13 protein-coding genes are annotated in these 19,045 nt (G+C 64.3%); 4 read left to right on the top strand and 9 right to left on the bottom strand.

All coding sequences use genetic code 11. From position 1 onward, the window contains the following. Nucleotides 1–3: 3 nt before the first annotated feature. Nucleotides 4–1,533 carry an XrtA system polysaccharide chain length determinant gene (locus LMJ30_RS07790; protein ID WP_229431775.1) on the bottom strand — a complete coding sequence of 510 codons (1,530 nt, stop codon included), beginning with the start codon at nucleotides 1,531–1,533 and terminating at the stop codon, nucleotides 4–6. Between the two features lie 299 nt (nucleotides 1,534–1,832). After that, on the bottom strand, nucleotides 1,833–2,783 hold the full coding sequence (locus tag LMJ30_RS07785) for an EDSAP-1 family PEP-CTERM protein (RefSeq protein WP_229431774.1): 951 nt from the start codon (nucleotides 2,781–2,783) through the stop codon (nucleotides 1,833–1,835). Nucleotides 2,784–3,090: 307 nt separating this feature from the next. On the opposite strand from LMJ30_RS07785, the gene LMJ30_RS07780 reads away from it, so the two are divergent. Beyond that, on the top strand, nucleotides 3,091–3,834 hold the full coding sequence (locus tag LMJ30_RS07780; RefSeq protein ID WP_229431773.1) for an N-acyl amino acid synthase FeeM domain-containing protein: 744 nt from the start codon (nucleotides 3,091–3,093) through the stop codon (nucleotides 3,832–3,834). Nucleotides 3,835–3,845: 11 nt separating this feature from the next. Beyond that, the gene (locus LMJ30_RS07775) at nucleotides 3,846–5,513 is read left to right on the top strand and encodes an FAD-binding oxidoreductase (RefSeq protein WP_229431772.1); all 1,668 of its coding nucleotides are present in this window, start codon (nucleotides 3,846–3,848) and stop codon (nucleotides 5,511–5,513) included. A 23-nt stretch (nucleotides 5,514–5,536) separates the two neighbouring features. Here the strand turns inward: LMJ30_RS07775 and prsT are convergent, their stop codons facing one another. The 5 genes from prsT to LMJ30_RS07750 all read right to left on the bottom strand — a co-directional run bounded on the left by prsT (nucleotide 5,537) and on the right by LMJ30_RS07750 (nucleotide 15,228). Further along, nucleotides 5,537–8,311, bottom strand: coding sequence for an XrtA/PEP-CTERM system TPR-repeat protein PrsT (gene prsT / locus LMJ30_RS07770; protein ID WP_229431771.1), 2,775 nt, complete (start codon nucleotides 8,309–8,311; stop codon nucleotides 5,537–5,539). 96 nt (nucleotides 8,312–8,407) lie between these two features. Next, complete coding sequence (locus LMJ30_RS07765) at nucleotides 8,408–9,796, bottom strand: SpoVR family protein (RefSeq protein WP_229431770.1); 1,389 nt, start codon at nucleotides 9,794–9,796, stop codon at nucleotides 8,408–8,410. Next, on the bottom strand, nucleotides 9,793–10,953 hold the full coding sequence (locus LMJ30_RS07760) for a DUF444 family protein (RefSeq protein WP_229431769.1): 1,161 nt from the start codon (nucleotides 10,951–10,953) through the stop codon (nucleotides 9,793–9,795). The genes LMJ30_RS07765 and LMJ30_RS07760 overlap by 4 nt, the downstream gene beginning before the upstream one ends. A 22-nt stretch (nucleotides 10,954–10,975) precedes the next feature. Then, nucleotides 10,976–12,937, bottom strand: coding sequence for a serine protein kinase (locus LMJ30_RS07755; protein ID WP_229431768.1), 1,962 nt, complete (start codon nucleotides 12,935–12,937; stop codon nucleotides 10,976–10,978). A 185-nt stretch (nucleotides 12,938–13,122) separates the two neighbouring features. Then, nucleotides 13,123–15,228, bottom strand: coding sequence for a TonB-dependent receptor (locus LMJ30_RS07750; protein WP_229431767.1), 2,106 nt, complete (start codon nucleotides 15,226–15,228; stop codon nucleotides 13,123–13,125). A 171-nt stretch (nucleotides 15,229–15,399) separates the two neighbouring features. Here LMJ30_RS07750 and LMJ30_RS07745 point away from each other — a divergent pair, with 171 nt between their 5' ends. Together LMJ30_RS07745 and LMJ30_RS07740 are read left to right on the top strand one after the other, a co-directional pair. Next, complete coding sequence (locus LMJ30_RS07745; protein ID WP_229431766.1) at nucleotides 15,400–15,903, top strand: pyridoxamine 5'-phosphate oxidase family protein; 504 nt, start codon at nucleotides 15,400–15,402, stop codon at nucleotides 15,901–15,903. 140 nt (nucleotides 15,904–16,043) lie between these two features. Next, a complete protein-coding gene (locus LMJ30_RS07740; RefSeq protein ID WP_229431765.1) occupies nucleotides 16,044–17,243 on the top strand; it encodes a beta propeller repeat protein in 1,200 nt (399 codons plus the stop codon). A gap of 33 nt (nucleotides 17,244–17,276) precedes the next feature. On the opposite strand, the gene LMJ30_RS07735 is transcribed toward LMJ30_RS07740, so the two are convergent. Together LMJ30_RS07735 and LMJ30_RS07730 are read right to left on the bottom strand one after the other, a co-directional pair. Continuing rightward, on the bottom strand, nucleotides 17,277–17,603 hold the full coding sequence (locus LMJ30_RS07735; RefSeq protein ID WP_229431764.1) for a copper-binding protein: 327 nt from the start codon (nucleotides 17,601–17,603) through the stop codon (nucleotides 17,277–17,279). Between the two features lie 37 nt (nucleotides 17,604–17,640). Beyond that, a complete protein-coding gene (locus LMJ30_RS07730; RefSeq protein WP_229431763.1) occupies nucleotides 17,641–19,035 on the bottom strand; it encodes a multicopper oxidase family protein in 1,395 nt (464 codons plus the stop codon). Nucleotides 19,036–19,045: the final 10 nt, after the last annotated feature.

The raw sequence follows: 19,045 nt of genomic DNA, 5'->3' as shown, positions 1-19,045 counted from the left end.
GCGTCAGCTTTTCAGGAGAGCGGAGGCCACCATGACGGCGTACACCGCGACCAGGCCGGCGATCGATGAGCCGAACAGGTACTGGCCGCGGCGCCGCTTGATCTTTTCCGGCTCGGTCCAGTTCATCGAGACCGTGCCGAGCACCGGCAGCCCGGTGACTTCGCGCATCACGCCTGGCCCCAGGAAGGCAGGGCGGCTCTGGCTGATCAACAGGGCCACGCCGGGGCCGGCGCCAAGGGCGGCCAGGAAGGCGATGGTGTAGAACAGCAGGCGGTTCGGGCCGATCGGCGCGATCGGCATCGTCGGCGGGTCGATGATCTTGAACGACATCATCTCGGTAGTCGACGACAGGTCGCCGGACAGCTTGGCGGCCTCGCGCCGGCCGATCAGCTTCTCGTAGTTGTCCTTGTTGATCTCGTAATCGCGGTTCAGCTGCGCCAGTTGCGACTCGACTTCGGGCACCGCATTGCTTTGCGCAAGCAGGCGAGCGTGGCGCGCCGTGTATTCGCTGACCCGCGCGGTCATCGCGGCGACGCGCGCGTCGGCCTCGGTCAGCGCCACCTTCAGCTGCTGCAGCATCGGGCTGTAGTTCTTGCCCGGGTCGCCGTCGCTCATCCTCAGCTTGTTTTCTTCGACCTTGCGTGCTTCAAGCTGGGCCAGCAGGCGGCGCGCCGACAGGATGTCCGGGTGCTGCTCGGTGTACTGCAGGCGCAGCGCGTCCAGGCTCTTGTTCACCGCGGCGATGCGGGTGTCGATCTCGGGATTGGGCAGGGAGGCGGGGCGCTGCTCGATGCTCATCAATAAAGCGTCGCCGCTGACCTGGGCCTTGATCGCAGCCCTGGCCTGTTCGGCTTCCAGCAGTTCGAGCTTGGCGGCACTTAAGTGGTCGGCGGCGATCGCCAGCTGCGCGCCGTAGTCGACGCCCTGGCGCGGCAGCAGGGTGCTGTTGCGCAGCTTGAATTCCTTGACCATGTTCTCGGCCGCGACCAGCCGGTCCTCGTAGTTCTTGATCTGCTCATCGATGAACTGGACCGCTTTTTGCGAGTCGCCGCGCTTGCCCTTGAAGCTGCCCTCCACGAAAATGGTCAGCAGCGACTGGACCACGTCGCGCACCAGCTTCGGGTTGTTGTCCTGGTAGCTGATGGCGTAGATGTCGTAGGCCGCGGTGCCGCTGATCTTAATCTTCGACATCAGGGCTTCGACCTGCTTCTCGTGCTCGCGCGCGGTGGTGGCGCGCACATCCAGGTCGACCATGCGCATCACCCGCTCGACATTCGGGCGGCTGAGCAGGGTGCGGCTCATGATGGCGACCTGCTGTTCGACGTTCGGCACGCTGGTCATGTTCGACAGCAGCGGCTTGAGGATGGTCTGGGTGTCGACGAACACGCGCGCGGTCGTCTGGTACTCGTCCGGCATCGAGTACGCCTTGATCCAGCCGGCCACGGCCACCAGCCAGGCGACGGCGACCGCATGCCAGCGGTATTTCCAGATGCCCCGCACGTTCGACAGCAGCTGGCTGATGAAGTCCTCCATTCTGTCGATCTCCTAGTCGTGCGGTCAGAAGCGCATGCCCCGCTCCGCACATGGTCCGATTATATGGCGTGTGGGCAACCAAATCTGGCTACCTCGGCCGCCGTTGATACGAATCAAAACTGCTTAGCTGTTAGAAAAAATGGGGCCGGCCAGTTGCGCGGCTGACCGGCAAATGCGCGTTCCAGCAACGCTGCATCAGAGCCCCTGCGGCGGCTTAGCGCCTACATCCCCAGCAGGCCCAAACCGCTTGACAAGCAGGTCTGAAGGCCCTGGCGTGACCATGACGGACCGGCCACGAATTATTCCACTGCCTGCTTGCGGCGCCGGCCGATCGCTGTGATGCCCAGCAGGCCGATACCGAAGATCGCCAGCGTGGCTGGCTCCGGTATTGCCTGCGTGGCCTGCAGCGCGTTGGCCAGCGTGTTGTGCTGGATGGTGATCTGGTAGGTGCTGGCGGTGCTGAGCATGCCGGTGGTCGCGCTGAAGGTCAGCTCACCGGGGTTGTAGGTGGTGGTGCCGGGGAAGCCGTCGGTGCGGCTGACATTGCTGAACGCGTTGAGCTCGTTCGGGGCGAACGCGAACACGGTCATGCCAGTCGTCATGTCGACGATGTTGATGCTCCACGACAGCCGCGCATTGGCGTTCGTGGTGGGCGTACCGTCGGCCGACACATAGGCCTGGGTAAATGGCGTGGCGTCGAAGGCGATGGTCATCGAATCGGCGGCGCCGAGGGTGAAGCTGAAGGTGGTGGAAGTACCGACATCCGAGTTGCCCGATGCGATACCGTTGACGGCAAGCGACGCATCGGCACGGGTGGCGGCCGTTGCGCCAGCCGGCGTGGCGCCGACGGTGATCGAGCTGCCGCTCAGGTTCTGGTCGGCGTAGCCAAAGGTGCCTGGCACCGGTGGTGCACTGGCGAAGGGCGCGAAATTATTTTCGGGCAGGGCCGGGTTGGGACTGCCAACCGTTTGATGGGCGACGTCCGGGTTGACGCCGCTCAAAATGCCAAACGACTGTGCGCCGTTCGCGAACACGCCGTTCAGCGAAGCGGTGGCATGCGCATCGTTGGTTCCGGTCAGCATGCCAAAGTCGGTCACGCTATATGGCGTACCCGACGAATGCAGCAGGCGGAAGTTATCGATGACGAGGATGGACTGGGCGAACGCATCGGCTCGCGCGCTGCCCATCCCACCGATGGCGATGCTGGCGGCCATGGCCGTCAGCAGCATGGTTTTGCGTACGATCTTCATGTCAATCTCCTGTTGGGGATGAAACTGGATTGCTGGGGCGACAACTTGCCGCCTTGCCATAGCTAATGCAGCTTCCGTGCCACGCCTCTTTTCCCTGTCAAATCAACAACTTGGCTTTTGTGCTGATGCGTTGTCGACTACCCAATAAGTGCGGTGGAAAAAAATCCGACGCTGCCTGCAGGATTGAAATTGCTCTGTTACTGCTCAGTTCGCGGGAACTATCTTATGGATGAGCATGTCAGACAGGCACAACTTTTCGTTCGCCCCGGCAATCGGTGGCGACGGTTCCTGTGGAGGACGACCAACTATGCTTAAAGATGAGCTGCCAATTGCGACATTCGTATGCCCGACCGGGCTGCGCGACCTGTGTATTGGCGAACAAGGAACGGACGCGCGCCTTGACCACCCGCTCGATGTCCAGGTATTCCATATACGCCTCGCGAACTCCGCGGGCCGGCGCGAAGCAGCCAGCCTGCTGATCCGCAAGATGTACGGCTGGCGCGGCTACGCGGTCGAACCGGAGGAGGACATCGAACCGAACAAGATCACCTTGTATGCGGAAACCGGCGGCGTGGTGGTCGGAACAATGAGCCTGTGCCTGGACCGCGACTTCAGCTTGCCGGCGGACGAGAACTTCCGCGACAAGCTCGACGGCCTGCGCGAGCAGGGGCGGCGCTTGTGCGAGCCATCCCGGCTGGCCATCGACAAGGGCGTCACCAAGCGCGTGTTCGCCTCCCTGATCCACATCTCCTATATTTATTCGCACAACATCCACGGCTTCACCGACTACATCATCGAAGTCAACCCGCGCCACGTGATGTTCTACAAGCGCATGCTGGGTTTCCGCGATTTCGGCGGCGAGCGCCCCTGCACGCGGGTGGGCGCGCCGGCCGTCCTGCTGCGCCTCGAACTGGACTACATGGGCGACCAGATCCGGCGCTGGGGCGGCCTGATGGAAGCGCATGGCGAAGAACGTTCGTTCTACCCCTACTTTTTTCCGACCTGGGACGAACCCGGCATCACCGCGCGCCTGATGGGTGGACGTAACTAATGGAGACCGGCATGACAGTCACTGACGAACACGAACAGGGATTACCCGCCGCCGCGCGCACGGAACGCCGCGCGCTGCTGCTGCGCGAGCTGCGCGATGTGGTGGGCTTCGAACAGGTGCGCGACGACGACATCACCATCGAACGCTACTCGCGCAGCACGTCCTCGCGCAGCACTCGCGCGCTGGCGGTGGTCACGCCGGGCAGCGCCGAGCAGGTAGCGGAGCTGGTGAAGGTGGCGCGGCGCCACCAGACGCCCCTGTATCCGATCAGCACCGGCAAGAACTGGGGCTACAGCGACGCCTGCCCTGTCACCGACGGGCAGGTGATCGTCGAATTGTCGCGGATGAACCGCATCATCACCGTCGACCCCACCCTGGCCTACGCGGTGATCGAGCCGGGCGTGACCCAGCAACAACTGTCGGACTACCTGATCGAGCACAAACTCGATTTCTGGATCGACTGCACCGGGGCCGGTCCCGACACCAGCTTCATGGGAAACATCCTCGAGCGCGGGTTTGGCCATTCACCGTATGGCAACCGCCTGCAGCATGTGGCGGGCATGCAGGTCGTGCTGGCCTCGGGCGAGGTACTCAACACTGGCTTCGGCCATTATCCCAACGCCAAGGCGACCCATCTTTTCCCTTACGGTGTGGGACCTTTCCTGGACGGCCTGTTTACCCAGTCGAACTTCGGCATCGTGACCCGGATCGGCATCTGGCTGATGCCCAAAGCCGAGTGCATCAACCATTTCTTCTGTACGGTGGACCGGCATGAGGAGATCGGCCCGGTGGTGGACGCGCTGAGGCCATTGCGGATGAACGGCACGCTGCGCAGCATCCTCCACATCGGCAATGATTTGCGGGTGATATCGGGCGGCGCCGTTTATCCGCGTGAACGGGTGGGCGATGCAATGCCGCTGCCGGAGGGCGTGCGCGCGGCAATGCGCGAGGGCGCCGGCGTCGGCGCCTGGACGGTGTCGGGCGCGATCTACGGCAGCGAACGCCAGGTCGCCGCGGCGCGCCACGCGCTCAAGCAGGCCTTGAAAGGGACGGCCGCGAAGACCACCATCCTGACCGAAGGCAAGTTGCGCATGGGCGCCATGCTGGCGAAGCTGCTTGGCGCCAGCGCGGCGGGCAAGCGCCTGCGGGCCAAGGTGGACCTCGGCGAATCGCTGTTCGCGATGAACCGCGGCGTGCCGAACGGGCGCTTCCTGGCCGGCGCCTACTGGCGCCGGCGTGGCGGCCTGCCGTCCGGCTTTCCCAGGCAGGCCAACCCGGCGCAGGATAACTGCGGACTGCTGTGGGTGTCGCCGATCCTGCCGCTGCGCGGCGCCGACCTGCTGGCACTGCACCGCATGGTCGAACCGCTGTTCAAGAAATACTGTTTCGACCTGTTCGTCACCTTCAGCATGATCAACGAACGGTCGCTGGGCGGCGTGATCACCGTCGCCTACGACAAGGAGGACGAGGAAGAAGTGGCGCGCGCCAAGGCGTGCTACCAGGCCGTGTTCGACCTGTGCATGGCGGCTGGCTACGTGCCTTACCGCGTGGGCAACCAGTCGATGGCGCAGCTTGATCCGAACTCGGACGTGTTCTGGGCGGCGGTCAGGCAGATCAAGGCGGCGCTCGATCCGGATGGCATCATTTCACCGGGCCGCTACGCGCCGCCGCGCCTGTAAAAATATCCGACGCCGGCATGCCGTCACAAGGTGGCCAGCAGGGCCCTGGCCTCGTCGCGGCGGGTGAAGTCCCTGGCGGCGAGGGCGCGCTCAAGCTCGCGCCGCGCCGCCGCCTTGTCGCCCGATTTCGCCAGCACCATGCCGTAGTGGTAGCGGATCTCGGCGGCGCCAGGGGCCAGCGCGCTGGCTTTCTGCAGCAGCGGCAGCGCGCGGCCGATGTTGCCTGTTTCGAGATAGATCCAGCCGAGCGTGTCCATGATCGCCGGGCTGTTCGGGGCGAGCTTGTGGGCCCGTGCCGCATAGTGCAGCGCTTCCTTGCGGTTCATGCGCTGGTAGGCCCAGGCCAGGTCATTGAGGGCGATCACATTGTCGGGGTCGCCCTTGAGGACGGCGTGCAGGTGGCCGACAGCAGCCTCGTAGTCCTTCGCCACCACCATGCTGCTGGCGTAGTACAGCCGGGTCGGGATGTCGTTTGGACGCTGGCGGAACCATTCCGACATGCGTGCCTGCGCCTCGGCGGCTTTGCCGTTTTTGAGCAGGGCGCCATGCAGCTGGATCAGCAACGGCCCGTTTTGTTGCAGGTCAAACGCGCGCGCATAGGCCTTCAAGGCTTCCGGGTGCTTCTGCTGGGCGCTGAACACGTCGCCTTCCAGCTTGTGGCCGCGCGCCGATTCGGGCCGGCGGTTCTGCACCGACCGCGCCAGGGTCAGCGCTTCGCTGTATTTTCCCTGGCCAATCAGGACATTGAGCAGGTTCACCTGCGCGTCCGCAAGATCGGGATCGAGGGACAGCGCCTTGTTCAGCGAGGCGAGCGCACCGGCCGTATCCTTCAGCTTCATCTGCACGGTTGCATAGCGCGCGTGCAGCCCCGCGTTGCGCGGCGCCAGCGAAACCAGCTTGGCGTAGGCTTCGGCGGCCGCGGCAAAATCGTCGTTCAGGTAGGACACCTGGGCGCGCATGGCAAGCACGTCGGAATTGGACGGGTGGCTGGCCTCCAGTTTCTGCGCGAGGACCAGCGCCTTCTGCTTTTCGCCGGCGCGGGCGTAGAAGTCGACCAGCCGCAGCGCCACGCGCAGGTTGTCCGGGTTCTCGGCGCTGGCCCGTTCCAGCCAGCCCATGGCCTCGGCGCGCTTGCCTTCCGCCGCCGCCAGCCGGCCCAGCGCCTCCATCAGGGCGGCGTCGCCAGGCGCCTTGGCGAGGGCGTCCCGGTAGCGCTTGCGGGCGTCGGCGGGCCGTCCTTCCAGCGTATCGAGCTGGGCCAGGTTATCCAGCGCAGGCATGTAGGACTGGTCCAGCTTGAGCGCCGCTTCAAAGCTGGCGCGGGCGGCGGCCAGGTCGTGCTTGGCAAGGTAGATGCCGCCCTTGAGGTTCTGCACCAGCGGGTTGTTGGCCTGGTTCTCCATGCGCTGCACCGTGGCCATCGCCTTGTCGGGCGCCTTGGCGCGCAGGTAGCTCATCGCCAGCAGCAGGCCGGCGCGGTCGCTGGACTTGTCCAGTGAGGCGGCGCGTTCGAGTTCGGCAACCGCGCGTCCGTTGTCGCCATTGCCGAGGCGGCTCAGTGCGACGCCGGTATGCAGGCCGGGTGCCGAGGGCCGCAGCGCGGCGGCCTTTTCAAACAGCTCGGCGGCCTGGGTGAAGTGGCGCCCGCGCAGGTTGGCTTCGCCGGCCAGCGACAGCAGCTCGACATCGTCGGGGTGGGCAAGCAGCAGCGGGCGCAGCAACGCAAGGGCCTCGCCTGGCGCGTTATTGCGCAGGTGAAGGGCGGACATCAGCTTGCTGGCGTACAGGTGGCGCGGATACGATTCCAGGAACTTTTGCAGCTGCTGCTCCGCCTGCTGGGTGTTACCCAGCGCCGACTGGATCGCGCCCGCCAGCAGCAGGCTCGGCATGTGGTCGGGAATTTCGCTGAGAATTTTTTGCACCGAATCGAGGGCGGCCTTGTGCTTGCCTTCGCGGTAGTCCAGCATTGCCTGCGAGTGATAAACCGCAACTGCGCCCGGCGCTGCCTGGCGCGCCTGGGCGAGGGTGGCGCGCGCTTCCTGCAGCTTGCCGCTGTCGATGTGCAGGTTGCCGACATCGACGAGCGCCTGGATGTTGGCAGGCCGCAAGGCCAGGATGGCGCGGTAGTCCGCCATCGCGTCCGTCGGCTTGCCCGCTGCACGGTGCATATCGCCGCGCAGCCGCAATGCCTCGATATTGGCCGGGCTGGCCTTGAGCGCCTGCGCCAGATAGGAATGCGCCTGCGCTTCGTCACGCGCGCCGATCGCCAGGCGCGCCATGCCCACCAGGGCCTCGGGCAATGCAGGCTTGAGTTTGAGCGCTTCGGCAAAGGCCTCGCGTGCGTCGTCCTGCTTGCCGAGGCCGAGCAGGGCGTTGCCGCGCAGGGCCAGGATCAGCGGGCGCCGCGCCGCATCGGCGGCGGGCTGGATTTCACCGAGCAGGGCGTCGTATTGTCCCTGCATCAGCATCGCCTTGCCGAGCAGGGGCGCGACCTGGCCGGCGTCGCCGCCCAGGCTCAGCGCGCGGCGCAGCTCTTTTTCCGCGGACACGGCATCGCCATCCTCGATATACACCTCGCCCAGCAAGATGCGGGCGGCGCTGTTGCCGGAGTCTTGCTGGATCACGTTCTTCAGCTGGATGACCGCCGCGCGGGTCTCGCCCTTGTCGCGGTACTTGCGGGCTTCCGCAATCAGCGGGCCGACTTCCCTGTCGCCGCTGCACCCCACGGCAGCCATGCCAAGCGATACGGCAAGCGCGGCGGCAACGGATCGGGACCACAGGGGTTGTTTTTGCAGCATGGAGCTCTCCGGTCAGGTTCTCCTGACTAGGGTAGTGAGTCCATGCAGCAACTTGTTGAGCGCTATCAACGACAGGGCATCCATGCGCGGCGCCCGTCAGGCGCCGGTCCGTTTACCCGGCAAAACGCGCACGACCCCGCGGAAGTCGACGGTGTGCAGGGAGACAGGCCGGCGCCAGACCCGGCCGACGTAGTCCATGACCCGCTCGGCTAGCGCCAGCTCAAGGCCACGGCCGTCATGCAGGTAGTCGTGGCGAAGGTCAAGGCTGCCGTCCGGCCCCACCTGCGCCACGGTCACCGACGGCGAGCCGTAGTTGTACTTCGGCGCCAGGATCGCTTCGCGGATGGCATGGATGTCGCGGCTGGTGATGCGGGTATCGCCGTCGCGCCGCGCCTCGTAGACAAACAGGTCGAGCTGGTCGGCCAGTTCCTGGTCGAGGTAATTGCGGATGAAGCCGTAGTCGTCTTCCTCGCGGCAGATCTGGCGGGCTTTTTCCATGCCGTGCTTGTCGATGATGTGCTCCCACAAGGAAAAACCCAGGTGGTAGGGATTGAGCGACAAGGCAAGTTGCTGGCCACTGGCAAAGGGCCGCACGACATCCGAGTGGGACTTGATCGCGGCCAGGTAGGTGTCGTGGGGCAGGAAGGTGGCCTCGCGCAGCAGGCGCGCATGCCAGTACGACGCCCAGCCTTCGTTCATGATCTGGCAGGCGAAGATCGGGTGGAAGTAAAACGCTTCTTCGCGCACCGCAAGGAAGATGTCGCGCTCCCAGTCCTCCATTTCCGGCGCGTAGTTGGCGATGAACCACAGCAGGTCCGTTTCCGGCTGGGGCGGCAGCGGCGTGCGTTGCGGCGGCCCTTTGGCGGGCGGCTCGACATGCTCGCCAGGCAGCCGGCCGAAGCGGTCGCGGAACCTGTCCGGCTGTGATTCGGCACGCGGCGCGACGAACTCCGGGTAGCGGGGACGGTGCAGCGGCTGGTTGACGTCGATATGGGTCTCCAGCGCGAGCGCGGCGTCCAGCACGGCCTCGACCCGTTGCTGGCCGTGGGCCTGCAGCGCGAGTTCGAGGCGGTGCGCGCGCGCTGCGCTCTGCTCGAGGATATGGCCGCCCGCCATCGCCATGAATCGCGTGAACAGCTGGTTGTTTTTGGCGAAGTCGGCGTGGCCCAGCACATGGGCGGTGACGAGCGTGTTCTCGGCCAGCGAGTTTTGCTCCTGCATGAATGCATGGCAGGGATCGCCGGGGAACATCACCTCGAAAATGCGCGAGTGCCCCATGTGCTGCCGCACCAGCTGGTGGATGTAGCGCACGCCGAAGGACCAGTGGCGCATGCGCACCGGCAGCCCGTAGACAGCGATTTCGACCATGAAGTTGGCCGGCACCAGGTCGAAATCGACCGGGTAAAAATCCAGCCCCAGCTCAACGGCCAGCGCCTCGATACGCGCGCTGTAGTCGGCCAGCTGCTGCTGTTGCGTGCCTTTCATGCCGGCGCCTCCTTGCCCGCGCCTGACTCCTGGGTGAAAAACTTGCGCAGGGCACGCCACACGTCGTCCGGGCTCGACAGCACACTGCTGCCGATCGGTACGCCGCGCCGCTCCAGCTCACCGCACAGGCGCCGCATCTCCGTCTCCAGCGAGCGCGGTATGCCAGGCAAGGTCTCCACATAGCCCATGTAATTCAGCACCTTGCCCAGCTCCGTCAGCGCTTCGCTGGCGGCCGTCCGGTCCTCGGTAAAGTTTTCGCCGTCGGATGCGTAGAACATGTAGACATTGTGTTGCGCGGCGTTGTAGTCGCTACGCATCAGCTCCAGCGCCAGCTTGAAGGCGCTCGACGCGATGGTGCCGCCGATTCCCGACACCTGGAAAAACTCGCTTTCCGAAAATTCCCAGGCGTGGGTGGTGTGCGCAATGAAGCGCGTTTCCACCTTGGCGTACTTGCGCCTGATGCCCTGCAGCGCGAAGAAGAAGAATGACTTGGCCAGCTTGCGCTCAAGCTGGGTCATGCTGGCCGACACATCGATCACGAACAGGATCACCGCACTGGTGCTCGGCTTGGGCCGTGTGACCACCTGGCGGAACCGTAGATCGTCATTGGTAAACGGCACCGGGTCGGCCTGTACCGCGCGGCGCTTGATCGCTTCCTTGACGGTGCGGCGCCGGTCCAGCCGCGAGCGGGCCCCGCGCTTGTCCCAGCCTTCGCGCACCAGTTCCAGCTCGTCGATGCGAGCCGACGGCTTCGGCTTGAGGTCGGGCAGCTTCAGTTCTTCCCACACCCAGTCCATCACGTCATCGATCGAGAATTCCAGCAGCAGCCTGAGCTCGCCATCTTCCTGGCCGCCTTCGCCCGCATCGCCTTCGCCGGGTTCGGGCTGGCCATGCTGGAGCACGTCACCCGGCTGGCCCTCGCCCTGGCCGGCGCCAGTCTGGCTGCGGCCGTCGGCCAGCTTGAAACGGGCGTGCTCCAGCAGGCGCACCGGCACCTGCACCGTGCGCTCCTGCGGACCGGTGATCAAGTCGGGGCCGGCGATCAGCTCGGGCAGGTGCTGCTGCACGGCTTCGCGCACCTTGTCGTTGTGGCGCAGCCAGTCGCGCGCGCCGCGCGAGAACAGGTCGTACCACGCCGTGTTAATCGTTGCCGCCACCGCCCACCTCCCGAGAAGGGTGCTACTCCTGTGCCAGCAGGGTCGTCACGTAGTTCAGCGCTTCGCGCGCGCTGTGGCTGTCGTAACCATATTCATCGACGAGGCGCTTCTCGACTGCGGAAATCTTGGTGCGGATTTCTTCGTCGGGGCGCTTGGCGGAACTGACCAGCCGCAGCACGTCGCGGCGCTGCTCGAACAGGTACTGCTGGACGGCGTCGTTCAATTGCATGTGGCTTTCAAGCCCGAACTTGACGCCGCGCTTGTAGGCGCCCATCGCCTTGCGCACGACTTCCTGGCGAAATGACTGCTTGCCCGATTCCGAGATATGGATTTTTTCCTCGACCGCCCGTAAAAAGCGCTCGTCCGGCCGTCTTTCCTCGTTGGTGATCGGGTCCTTGATCTGGCGGTTGTCCAGCATGGCTTCGACCTCGTCGAGGTACTTGTTCAGCAGGTCCTGCGCTTCCTGCTCGAAGGACACGAACAGGGCCTTGTGCACGTCTTCCTTGACCCAGCGGTTGTAAAAATCCTTGCGCGTCAGTACCAGGTAATCCACCCAGCGGCGCTTTTTTTTCGTGTCGATGCGCGCGTCGCTTTCAATGCCGTCCTTTAGCGCCAGCAGCACGTCCATGGTGGACAGGCTTTTCTGGTTGGACTGGATGATGGCGTTCGACAGCGCATTGATGACAAAGCGGGGCGAGACACCGGCCAGGCCTTCCTCGGGCGCCTTTTCCTTATCTTTGACACGGCGGACATCGGCGCGGTTCACGCCCTCGACCTCTTCGTCGGCGTGGATGCGCACTTTTTTGACCAGTTCGACTTCCTTGTCGTCGCCCTCCTGGATGCGCGACAGGATCGCGAACACGGCGGCCGCATGCAGTACGTGGGGGTCGAGGTGGACGTCGCGAAAGGCGGGCGCGGCCGAGGAGATGAGCTTGTTGTAGATCCGCGCTTCCTCCCTGTAATTCAGCGTGTATGGCACCTGGATGATCACCATGCGGTCGAGCAGGGCTTCGTTTTCGCTCTCTTGCAGAAATTTGCGGAACTCGGCCAGGTTGGTGTGCGCGAGTATGGTCTCGTCGAGGTAGATCAGCGGAAAGCGCGACACCTTGACGTTTTTCTCTTGCGTCAGTGTCAGCAGCAGGTAGAGGAATTCGCGCTTGACCTTGAGGATTTCGATCATCTCCAGCACGCCCCGGCTGGCCGCATACACGGCGCCCGACCATGACCAGGCGCGCGGATCGCCCTCGTCGCCGTATTGCGCCACCTTGGACAGGTCGACCGAGCCGACCAGGTCGGCCAGGTCGGCGGTGGTGGGATCGTGCGGCGCGTAGGTACCGATGCCGCTGCGACCCGATTCGGAGATGAAGAAGCGCTCGACCGGCATCTGCATGAAGTCGCCCGAGAACTGGTCTTCCAGCCGGGCGCGGCAGTGCGGACAGACCTCGCCGGCAATGTCGATGCCATAGGTGTTGCGGCAGGCGGCGCGCATGGTATGCGGCACCAGGTGCAGCGGGGATTCATGCACCGGGCAGCCTGCGATCGCATACAGCGCGCCCTCATCGGTGTGGCTGTATTCCTCCAGCCCGCGCTTGAGCAGGATGACGAGGCTGGACTTGCCGCCCGACGGGGGGCCGAGCAGCAACAGCAGGCGCCGCCCGACCTCCGAGCCGGCCGCCGCGGCCTTGAAATAGTCGACCACGCGCTCGATCGCCTCGTCGATGCCGAACAGGTCGTCCTCGAACAGGCGGCAGCGGAACTTGCCTTCGCCGGCGTCAACGCAGGTGCTGCGGATCATGTCCCACACGTACTGGTGCGAGCTGCGCGCCACATGGTGCGGCGCCGCCGGCAACACCTTTTCCATGAAATCGGCGAAGGTGCCCGACCAGTGGCCGGCCCGGTGCTGCCTGGTGAACTGGTTCAGGCTGTCGAGGAAATTGCCATGCTGGTCCGATTGCTGGTCTGTCGCGTCGCCCGGTAATGTCACGTTTCCTCCGTCTTGAAATGCCCGCCGCCCGGAATTCAAGTATCGGCCGGGGCGCGATGGGGCGGATGACCCGCCTCAATGTGAAGGACCGAACCTATCCCGGGTTTTTCGGCCTCATCCGTAGCAATGCGGCGGGTAAACGCAAAACGGCGCCCGAGGGCGCCGCTGGCCTGCCAGATACCGCTTTAGAAGCTGGCGTTCAGCGCCACGCGCACTGCGCGCGGCGAGCCCGGCGAAATGTTGGTATCGCTATGCGCCGAGCCGTAGTACTTCTTGTCGAACAGGTTCTCGACGTTGACCTGGACACGGTAGTTCGGGTTCAAGGTGTAGAACAGCGCCGCGTCGACCCGGGTGAACGACGGCAGCGTCACCGCGTTCGAGGTGGTGGTGAAGATTTCGTCACGGTAAATGACGCCCAGGCCGGCCGCCCAGGCTGGCGTGAACTCGTAGCGGTTCCACAGGGAAGCGCTGTGCTTAGGCACTTGCGCCAGGCGCGCGCCGTCACGCGCAGTGGCCGACTGGGTTGCGGTCAGTTCCGCATCCTGGTAGGCGTAACCACCCATGACGCTCCATGCGCGCGTCAGTTTGCCCGACAGGCCCAGCTCGACGCCTTTGGTGGTCTGTCCGTCCACCAGCTGGCTCGGATCGGTGCTGGTCGGGCCAGGGATCACGACATTGGTGCGGTCAAGCTTGTAGACAGCCGCGGTAGCCGACAAGTTCGGGCGGATGTCCCACTTGGCGCCCAGCTCGACGTTGGTGAATTCTTCCGGATCGAAGGCCTGGTTGGACGCGCTAAGCGAGCTCAGCTGCTCGCCGGCGCGCGGCACGTAGGCGATGCTGTAGCTGCCGTACAGCGACACGGCGTCGACCGGCTTGTAGACCAGGCCAACACGTGGCGAGACCGGCGAATCGGTCTGTGCCAAGGTGGCGCCGTTGCGGTTGTTGCGGAAGTCGACGCTGAAACGGTCGTAGCGCAGGCCCAGCACCGCTTGCCACTGCGGGCTGAACTCAAGCTGGTCTTGCAGGTAGGCCGACGCCACCTTGGCAACGCCGTGGTTGTGGGCGTCCGTTGCCGATGGCGCGAACACGATCGGGCCGGTGAACACCGGATTGGCCGCCGCAACCGAGCGCGCCGTGCTGCCGTCCGGGTTGTAACCGGTCAGGCGCAGGTTGTTGGTCTCCTGGCGGCCGAACTCGGCGCCCACTAGCAGCTTGTGCTTGACGCTGCCGGTAGTCATCGCGTAGCTCAGGTCGGTCTGGTTGAACAGGTTGTCGCGCTGGGTGGCGTTGCTGTACGCGCCAATCGCTACCGTGCCTGCCGGCAGTACCGGGCCGGATGCAAACACGTTCTGGTAGAACTTGTCATAGTCGGCGGCGCGGGTGCGGTTGCGCAGCGAGACGCCATTGCCGAAGTCGTGGTCGATGACGGCGGTGAATGCGTTGACGCGCGACCAGGTCGGGCTCAGTTCGGCATTGCCGAAGAAGGTCGATTCGTCGGTCTCGAACGGGCGGCCGTTTTGCGAGCTGATGCCGCGGTCGGCAGTACGCTCGTCCTGGAAGTGCTCGTAGCCAAGCACGACGCTGGTGTTCTTGCCCGCGCGAATGGCCAGGGTAGGGTTGACGCCCTTGCGTTCGACCTTGACGCCGTCGCGGAAGCTGCCCGAATCCTCGACCATCGCGTTGACGCGGAAGGCCATGCTGTCGTTGATCGCCTGGCCGAGGTCGGCGGTGGCGCGGCGGTTGTCCCACGAGCCGAGGGTGACCGAACCCTGGCGGACGGCGGCCCATTGCGGCTGCTTGCTGACCCGGTTGATCACGCCGCCCGAACCGCCGCGGCCGAAGATCATGGCATTCGAACCGCGGATCGCTTCGACGCTGTCGATGTTGTAGAAGTCGCGGAAGTACTGGACGTCGTCGCGGATGCCGTCGATGTAGAAGTCGCTGGTCGAGTTGTTGCCGCGGAAGATGGCGGCGTCGCGGTTGCCTTCGCCCTGGGAAGGATTGATACCCGGCACATAGCGCACCACGTCGGTCATGCTCTGGACTGCCTGGTCGCGCAGCAGCTCCTTGCTGAGCACCGTGATCGCCTGTGGCGTGTCGCGCAGCAGGGTGTCGGTTTTCATCGCGGTCGAGGTCGACACGACGTTATAGCCCGCTTCGCTGGCGCCAACGATTTTAACCTCTTGCAAGGTTTGCTCGGACGACTGGGCAAATGCGTTGCCGCACAGGAGGGAGGCGAGGGCAAGGTGGACGGCTGCGGCGGTGCGGGTTGGGCGGAGAGTGTGGTTCATCATCTTTAAAGGTTGAGAGTGAAATGCGAATTGTTCTCATTATTATTCAAATTTGACGAAATGGCAAACCTGTCTTGAGGAATCGTTGACCTAAGTTAGGACGCACACAGATGAAAAGGTGGTAAAGGGTCAGGATAGCGGCTTGTCCATGCCAAACTTGAAGGAGTGTCTATGTACCCAACCAATTCTGCCCATAACGTCAAGGAGTTATCTGACAAGATCGCGTCGGTCCGTTTCGCGATGTTTACGACAACCGACAAGCATGGCCACCTGGTGGCGACGCCGATGACCAACCAGGACATGGACAAGTCCGGCAACCTGTGGTTTTTCACCTCGATCAATACCGGGCTGTGGGAAGACATTGCCGCTACGCCCGAAGTGAACGTCAGTTTTGCCGAGCCGAAAGACGGCCTGTACGTGTCCGTCAGCGGCCGCGCCGAGCGGGTAGTGGACCGCGCCAAGATCCACGAGCTGTGGAATCCGTTTGTCGAAGCCTGGTTCCCGAACGGCCCGGACGATGTCCACGTGGCGCTGGTGCGCGTGGTGCCGCACAGCGCCGAGTTCTGGGACACCGCATCGAGCAGGATGGTGTCGCTGTTTGCGATGGCCAAGGCCGCCATCACCGGCGAGCCGCCCAAGGTCGATCCGGCCGAGCACGGCAAGATCGACTTGTAACCCGGCCGTCGCGACGTCATCGGTGGCGGGGTGGCCGTAAAAGCTTACATTTTCGCGACACTCCGCCGACACAACAACAATGGAAACCACCTGCCGAACGCCCGAGAATAGCGCCATCTTATTGATGAGCTGGAGTGGCCATGATTCGCAGGAACAATTTTTCAACAGCTACTGTTATCGCGTGCGCTTTACTGGCCGGCTGCGGCGGAGAGGCCAACTTCGTGGCCGATCCGGTAACCCGCATCGACGTGCTGGCGAGCCACACGCGCGGCATGCAAAACATCGCTTTCTACAAGGGCAGCGCCTACATCGGCATGTCCAACTCGGCCACCGAAGGCACGGCGGTCGTGCGCACCGGCTTGCCCGTGACGGCGGCCTCGCAATGGAGCACCGTGGCGCTCGGCCCGTGCGGGCTGGCCCCCTTCAACGACATGGCCCCGCAACGCGCGCCCACGCTCAGGCCGCTGGGCGACAGCTTGTGGCTGTTCCAGCCCTGGTACGAAGACGCGGCAAGCGGCAAGCAGGAGCACGCGCTGTGCGCGCTGGACGCCGCCGGGGCCGCCTTCGCGGCACAAGACCAGTCCTTGCGCGCGTGCTACGAGCAGTACTGCTACACGTTGTGGATGGACGAGCTGAAAATGGTTGGCACCCGCCTGTTCAGCAATCCTGGCGCGGGCCTCAACCTGTTCGTGTCGGACAATAAAGCGGCGACCTGGCGCGTGCTGCTGGGCCAGTTCGACTCGATGACCTGCTACCACCAGTCGTTCCACGTGGTCGGCAGCCGCCTGCTGGTGGGGGGCGAATGCCCGCTCGACGATGCCTTCATCCGCGCCTACCAGCTGAGCGCCGACGGATCGCGCCTGGTGTCGCAGGAAGAACTGGCGATCACGGTGCCGGAACTGGAAAACCGCAACATCCAGTTTATCGACTCGATCGACGGCACCGCGCGCGTGTTTGCCGGCGTCGAAGGCGGCCTGCTGCGCAGCGACGACGGCGGCCGCTCGTTCAAGTTCGTGATCCGGCACCCGATCGAGGGCGCTGCCATGTATCCGTACGTGCAGCGTTTCCTCGCGCTCAAGGGCAAGCCGAACGTGCTGGTGGTGGGTGGTTTCGACAAGGCGAACGCAAGGCCTTACCTGGCGTGGTCGAACGATGGCGGCGACCACTGGACCAATATCTCGGCCATGCTGCCGGGCTACAACAGGGGGGCGGGCGATACCAGCCTGTCAGGCCAGGTGACCTCGCTGGTGGAAGATCCGCAGGGCCGTATCCTGCTGACGCTGAATGAAGATGAAACTGCCAAAGGCAAGCTGATCCAGCTTACCCTTGGCAAGCCGTAGCGCGGCGGCGCCAGCGGCTGGTGGTGGCGGTGATTACTTGGCGGCTTCGAGCTGGGTCACCGTCATCGCGCCGTTGGCGCGCTCGACGGCAAAGTTGATCTTGTCACCAACTTTTACCTGATCCAGCATGGCCGGGTCCTTGACCCGGAACACCATCGTCATTGCCGGCATGTCCAGGCTGACCAGTGGGCCGTGCTTGATGGTCATCTTGCCCGTTTCCTTGTTAATTTTTTTCACCTCACCGGCGACCAGGGCCACCGGCGCGGCGGCAGCGGCGGCGGCCGGCGCTGGCTGGGCCATTGCGGCGCCAGCGAAGGGAAGGGCCACTGCTGCGGCGAAAACCAGGGTTGAAAATTTCATCAGTACTCCTTTACTTGTTCAATACGTCTAAAACGGCTTAGTGCCCGCTGTGGTTGACCGGTTTGACGACTTTCAGGACCTTTTCGCCCGGCTTGGCCGCCATGGCCTTGGTGTCCGGCGCCCGCACCGGTTCCGGCAACGCCGCCGTTCCATCCTTCCACTCATACGCCACGGTACCGGCGGGATGCTTGTACCAGCCCGGGTCCTTGTAGTCGTTGCGCGCCAATCCTTTGCGCACCTTGACCGTGGTAAACATGCCGCCCATGCCGACGCCGCCGAAGGGGCCGGTGCCGGTCATCATTGGCAGGGTATTGTCCGGCAGCGGCATTTCCATCTCGCCCATGTCGGCCATGCCCTTGTCGCCCATGATCATATAGTCGGGAACCAGCTTGTTGATCTTGCCAAGCACATCGCGCTGCTCGACCCCGATCAGGGTCGGCACGTCGTGGCCCATCGCGTTCATCGTATGGTGCGACTTGTGGCAATGGAAAGCCCAGTCGCCAGGTTCATTGGCCACGAACTCGATCGCGCGCATCTGGCCTACCGCGATGTCGGTGGTGACTTCCGGCCAGCGCGACGCCGGCGGCGTCCAGCCGCCATCGGTGCCGGTCACCACAAACTCGTGGCCGTGCAGGTGGATCGGGTGATTGGTCATGGTCAGGTTGCCGACCCGGATGCGCACCTTGTCGTTCAGCCCGACCACCATCGGATCGATCCCGGGGAAGGCGCGGCTGTTGAACGTCCACAGGTTAAAGTCGAGCATCGTGTTGACCTTCGGCGTGAAGCTGCCCGGGTCGATGTCATAGGCGTTCAGCAGGAAGCAGAAATCGCGGTCGACCTTCTGGAACGCGGGATTCTTCGGGTGGGTGACCCAGAAGCCCATCATGCCCATCGCCATTTGCGTCATTTCGTCCGCGTGCGGGTGGTACATGAAGGTGCCGGGACGGCGCGCCACGAATTCATACACGAAGGTTTTTCCCACCGGAATAGCCGGCTGGGTGATGCCGGTCACGCCATCCATGCCATTCGGCAGGCGTTGGCCGTGCCAGTGGATACTGGTGTGCTCCGGCAGCTTGTTGGTGACAAAGATGCGCACGCGGTCGCCCTCGACCACCTCGATGGTGGGGCCTGGCGACTGGCCGTTGTAGCCCCACAGGTTGGCTTTCATGCCGGGCGCAATCTCGCGCACCACCGGCTCGGCCACCAGGTGGAATTCCTTGACGCCGTCCTTCATGCGCCACGGAAGCGTCCAGCCATTCAGGGTGACGACCGGATTGTACGGACGGCCGTTGGGCGGGGCCAGCGGCGCCTGGGTGGCGGCGCTTTCCATGATGACCGCCTCGGGGAGCGATGCCGCTCCGACCCGGCTGACGACGGCGGTACTGACCGCGGCAACGCCCGCGTTGCGGAAGAAATCTCTACGTGAAACCATGTTCTCTACC

This window comes from Massilia agrisoli (assembly GCF_020831365.1).
GTDB classification, from domain to species: Bacteria; Pseudomonadota; Gammaproteobacteria; order Burkholderiales; family Burkholderiaceae_D; genus Telluria_A; species Telluria_A agrisoli.
The sequence above is the reverse complement of the archived record's forward strand: the minus strand, read 5'-3'. Positions and strand labels throughout refer to the sequence as shown.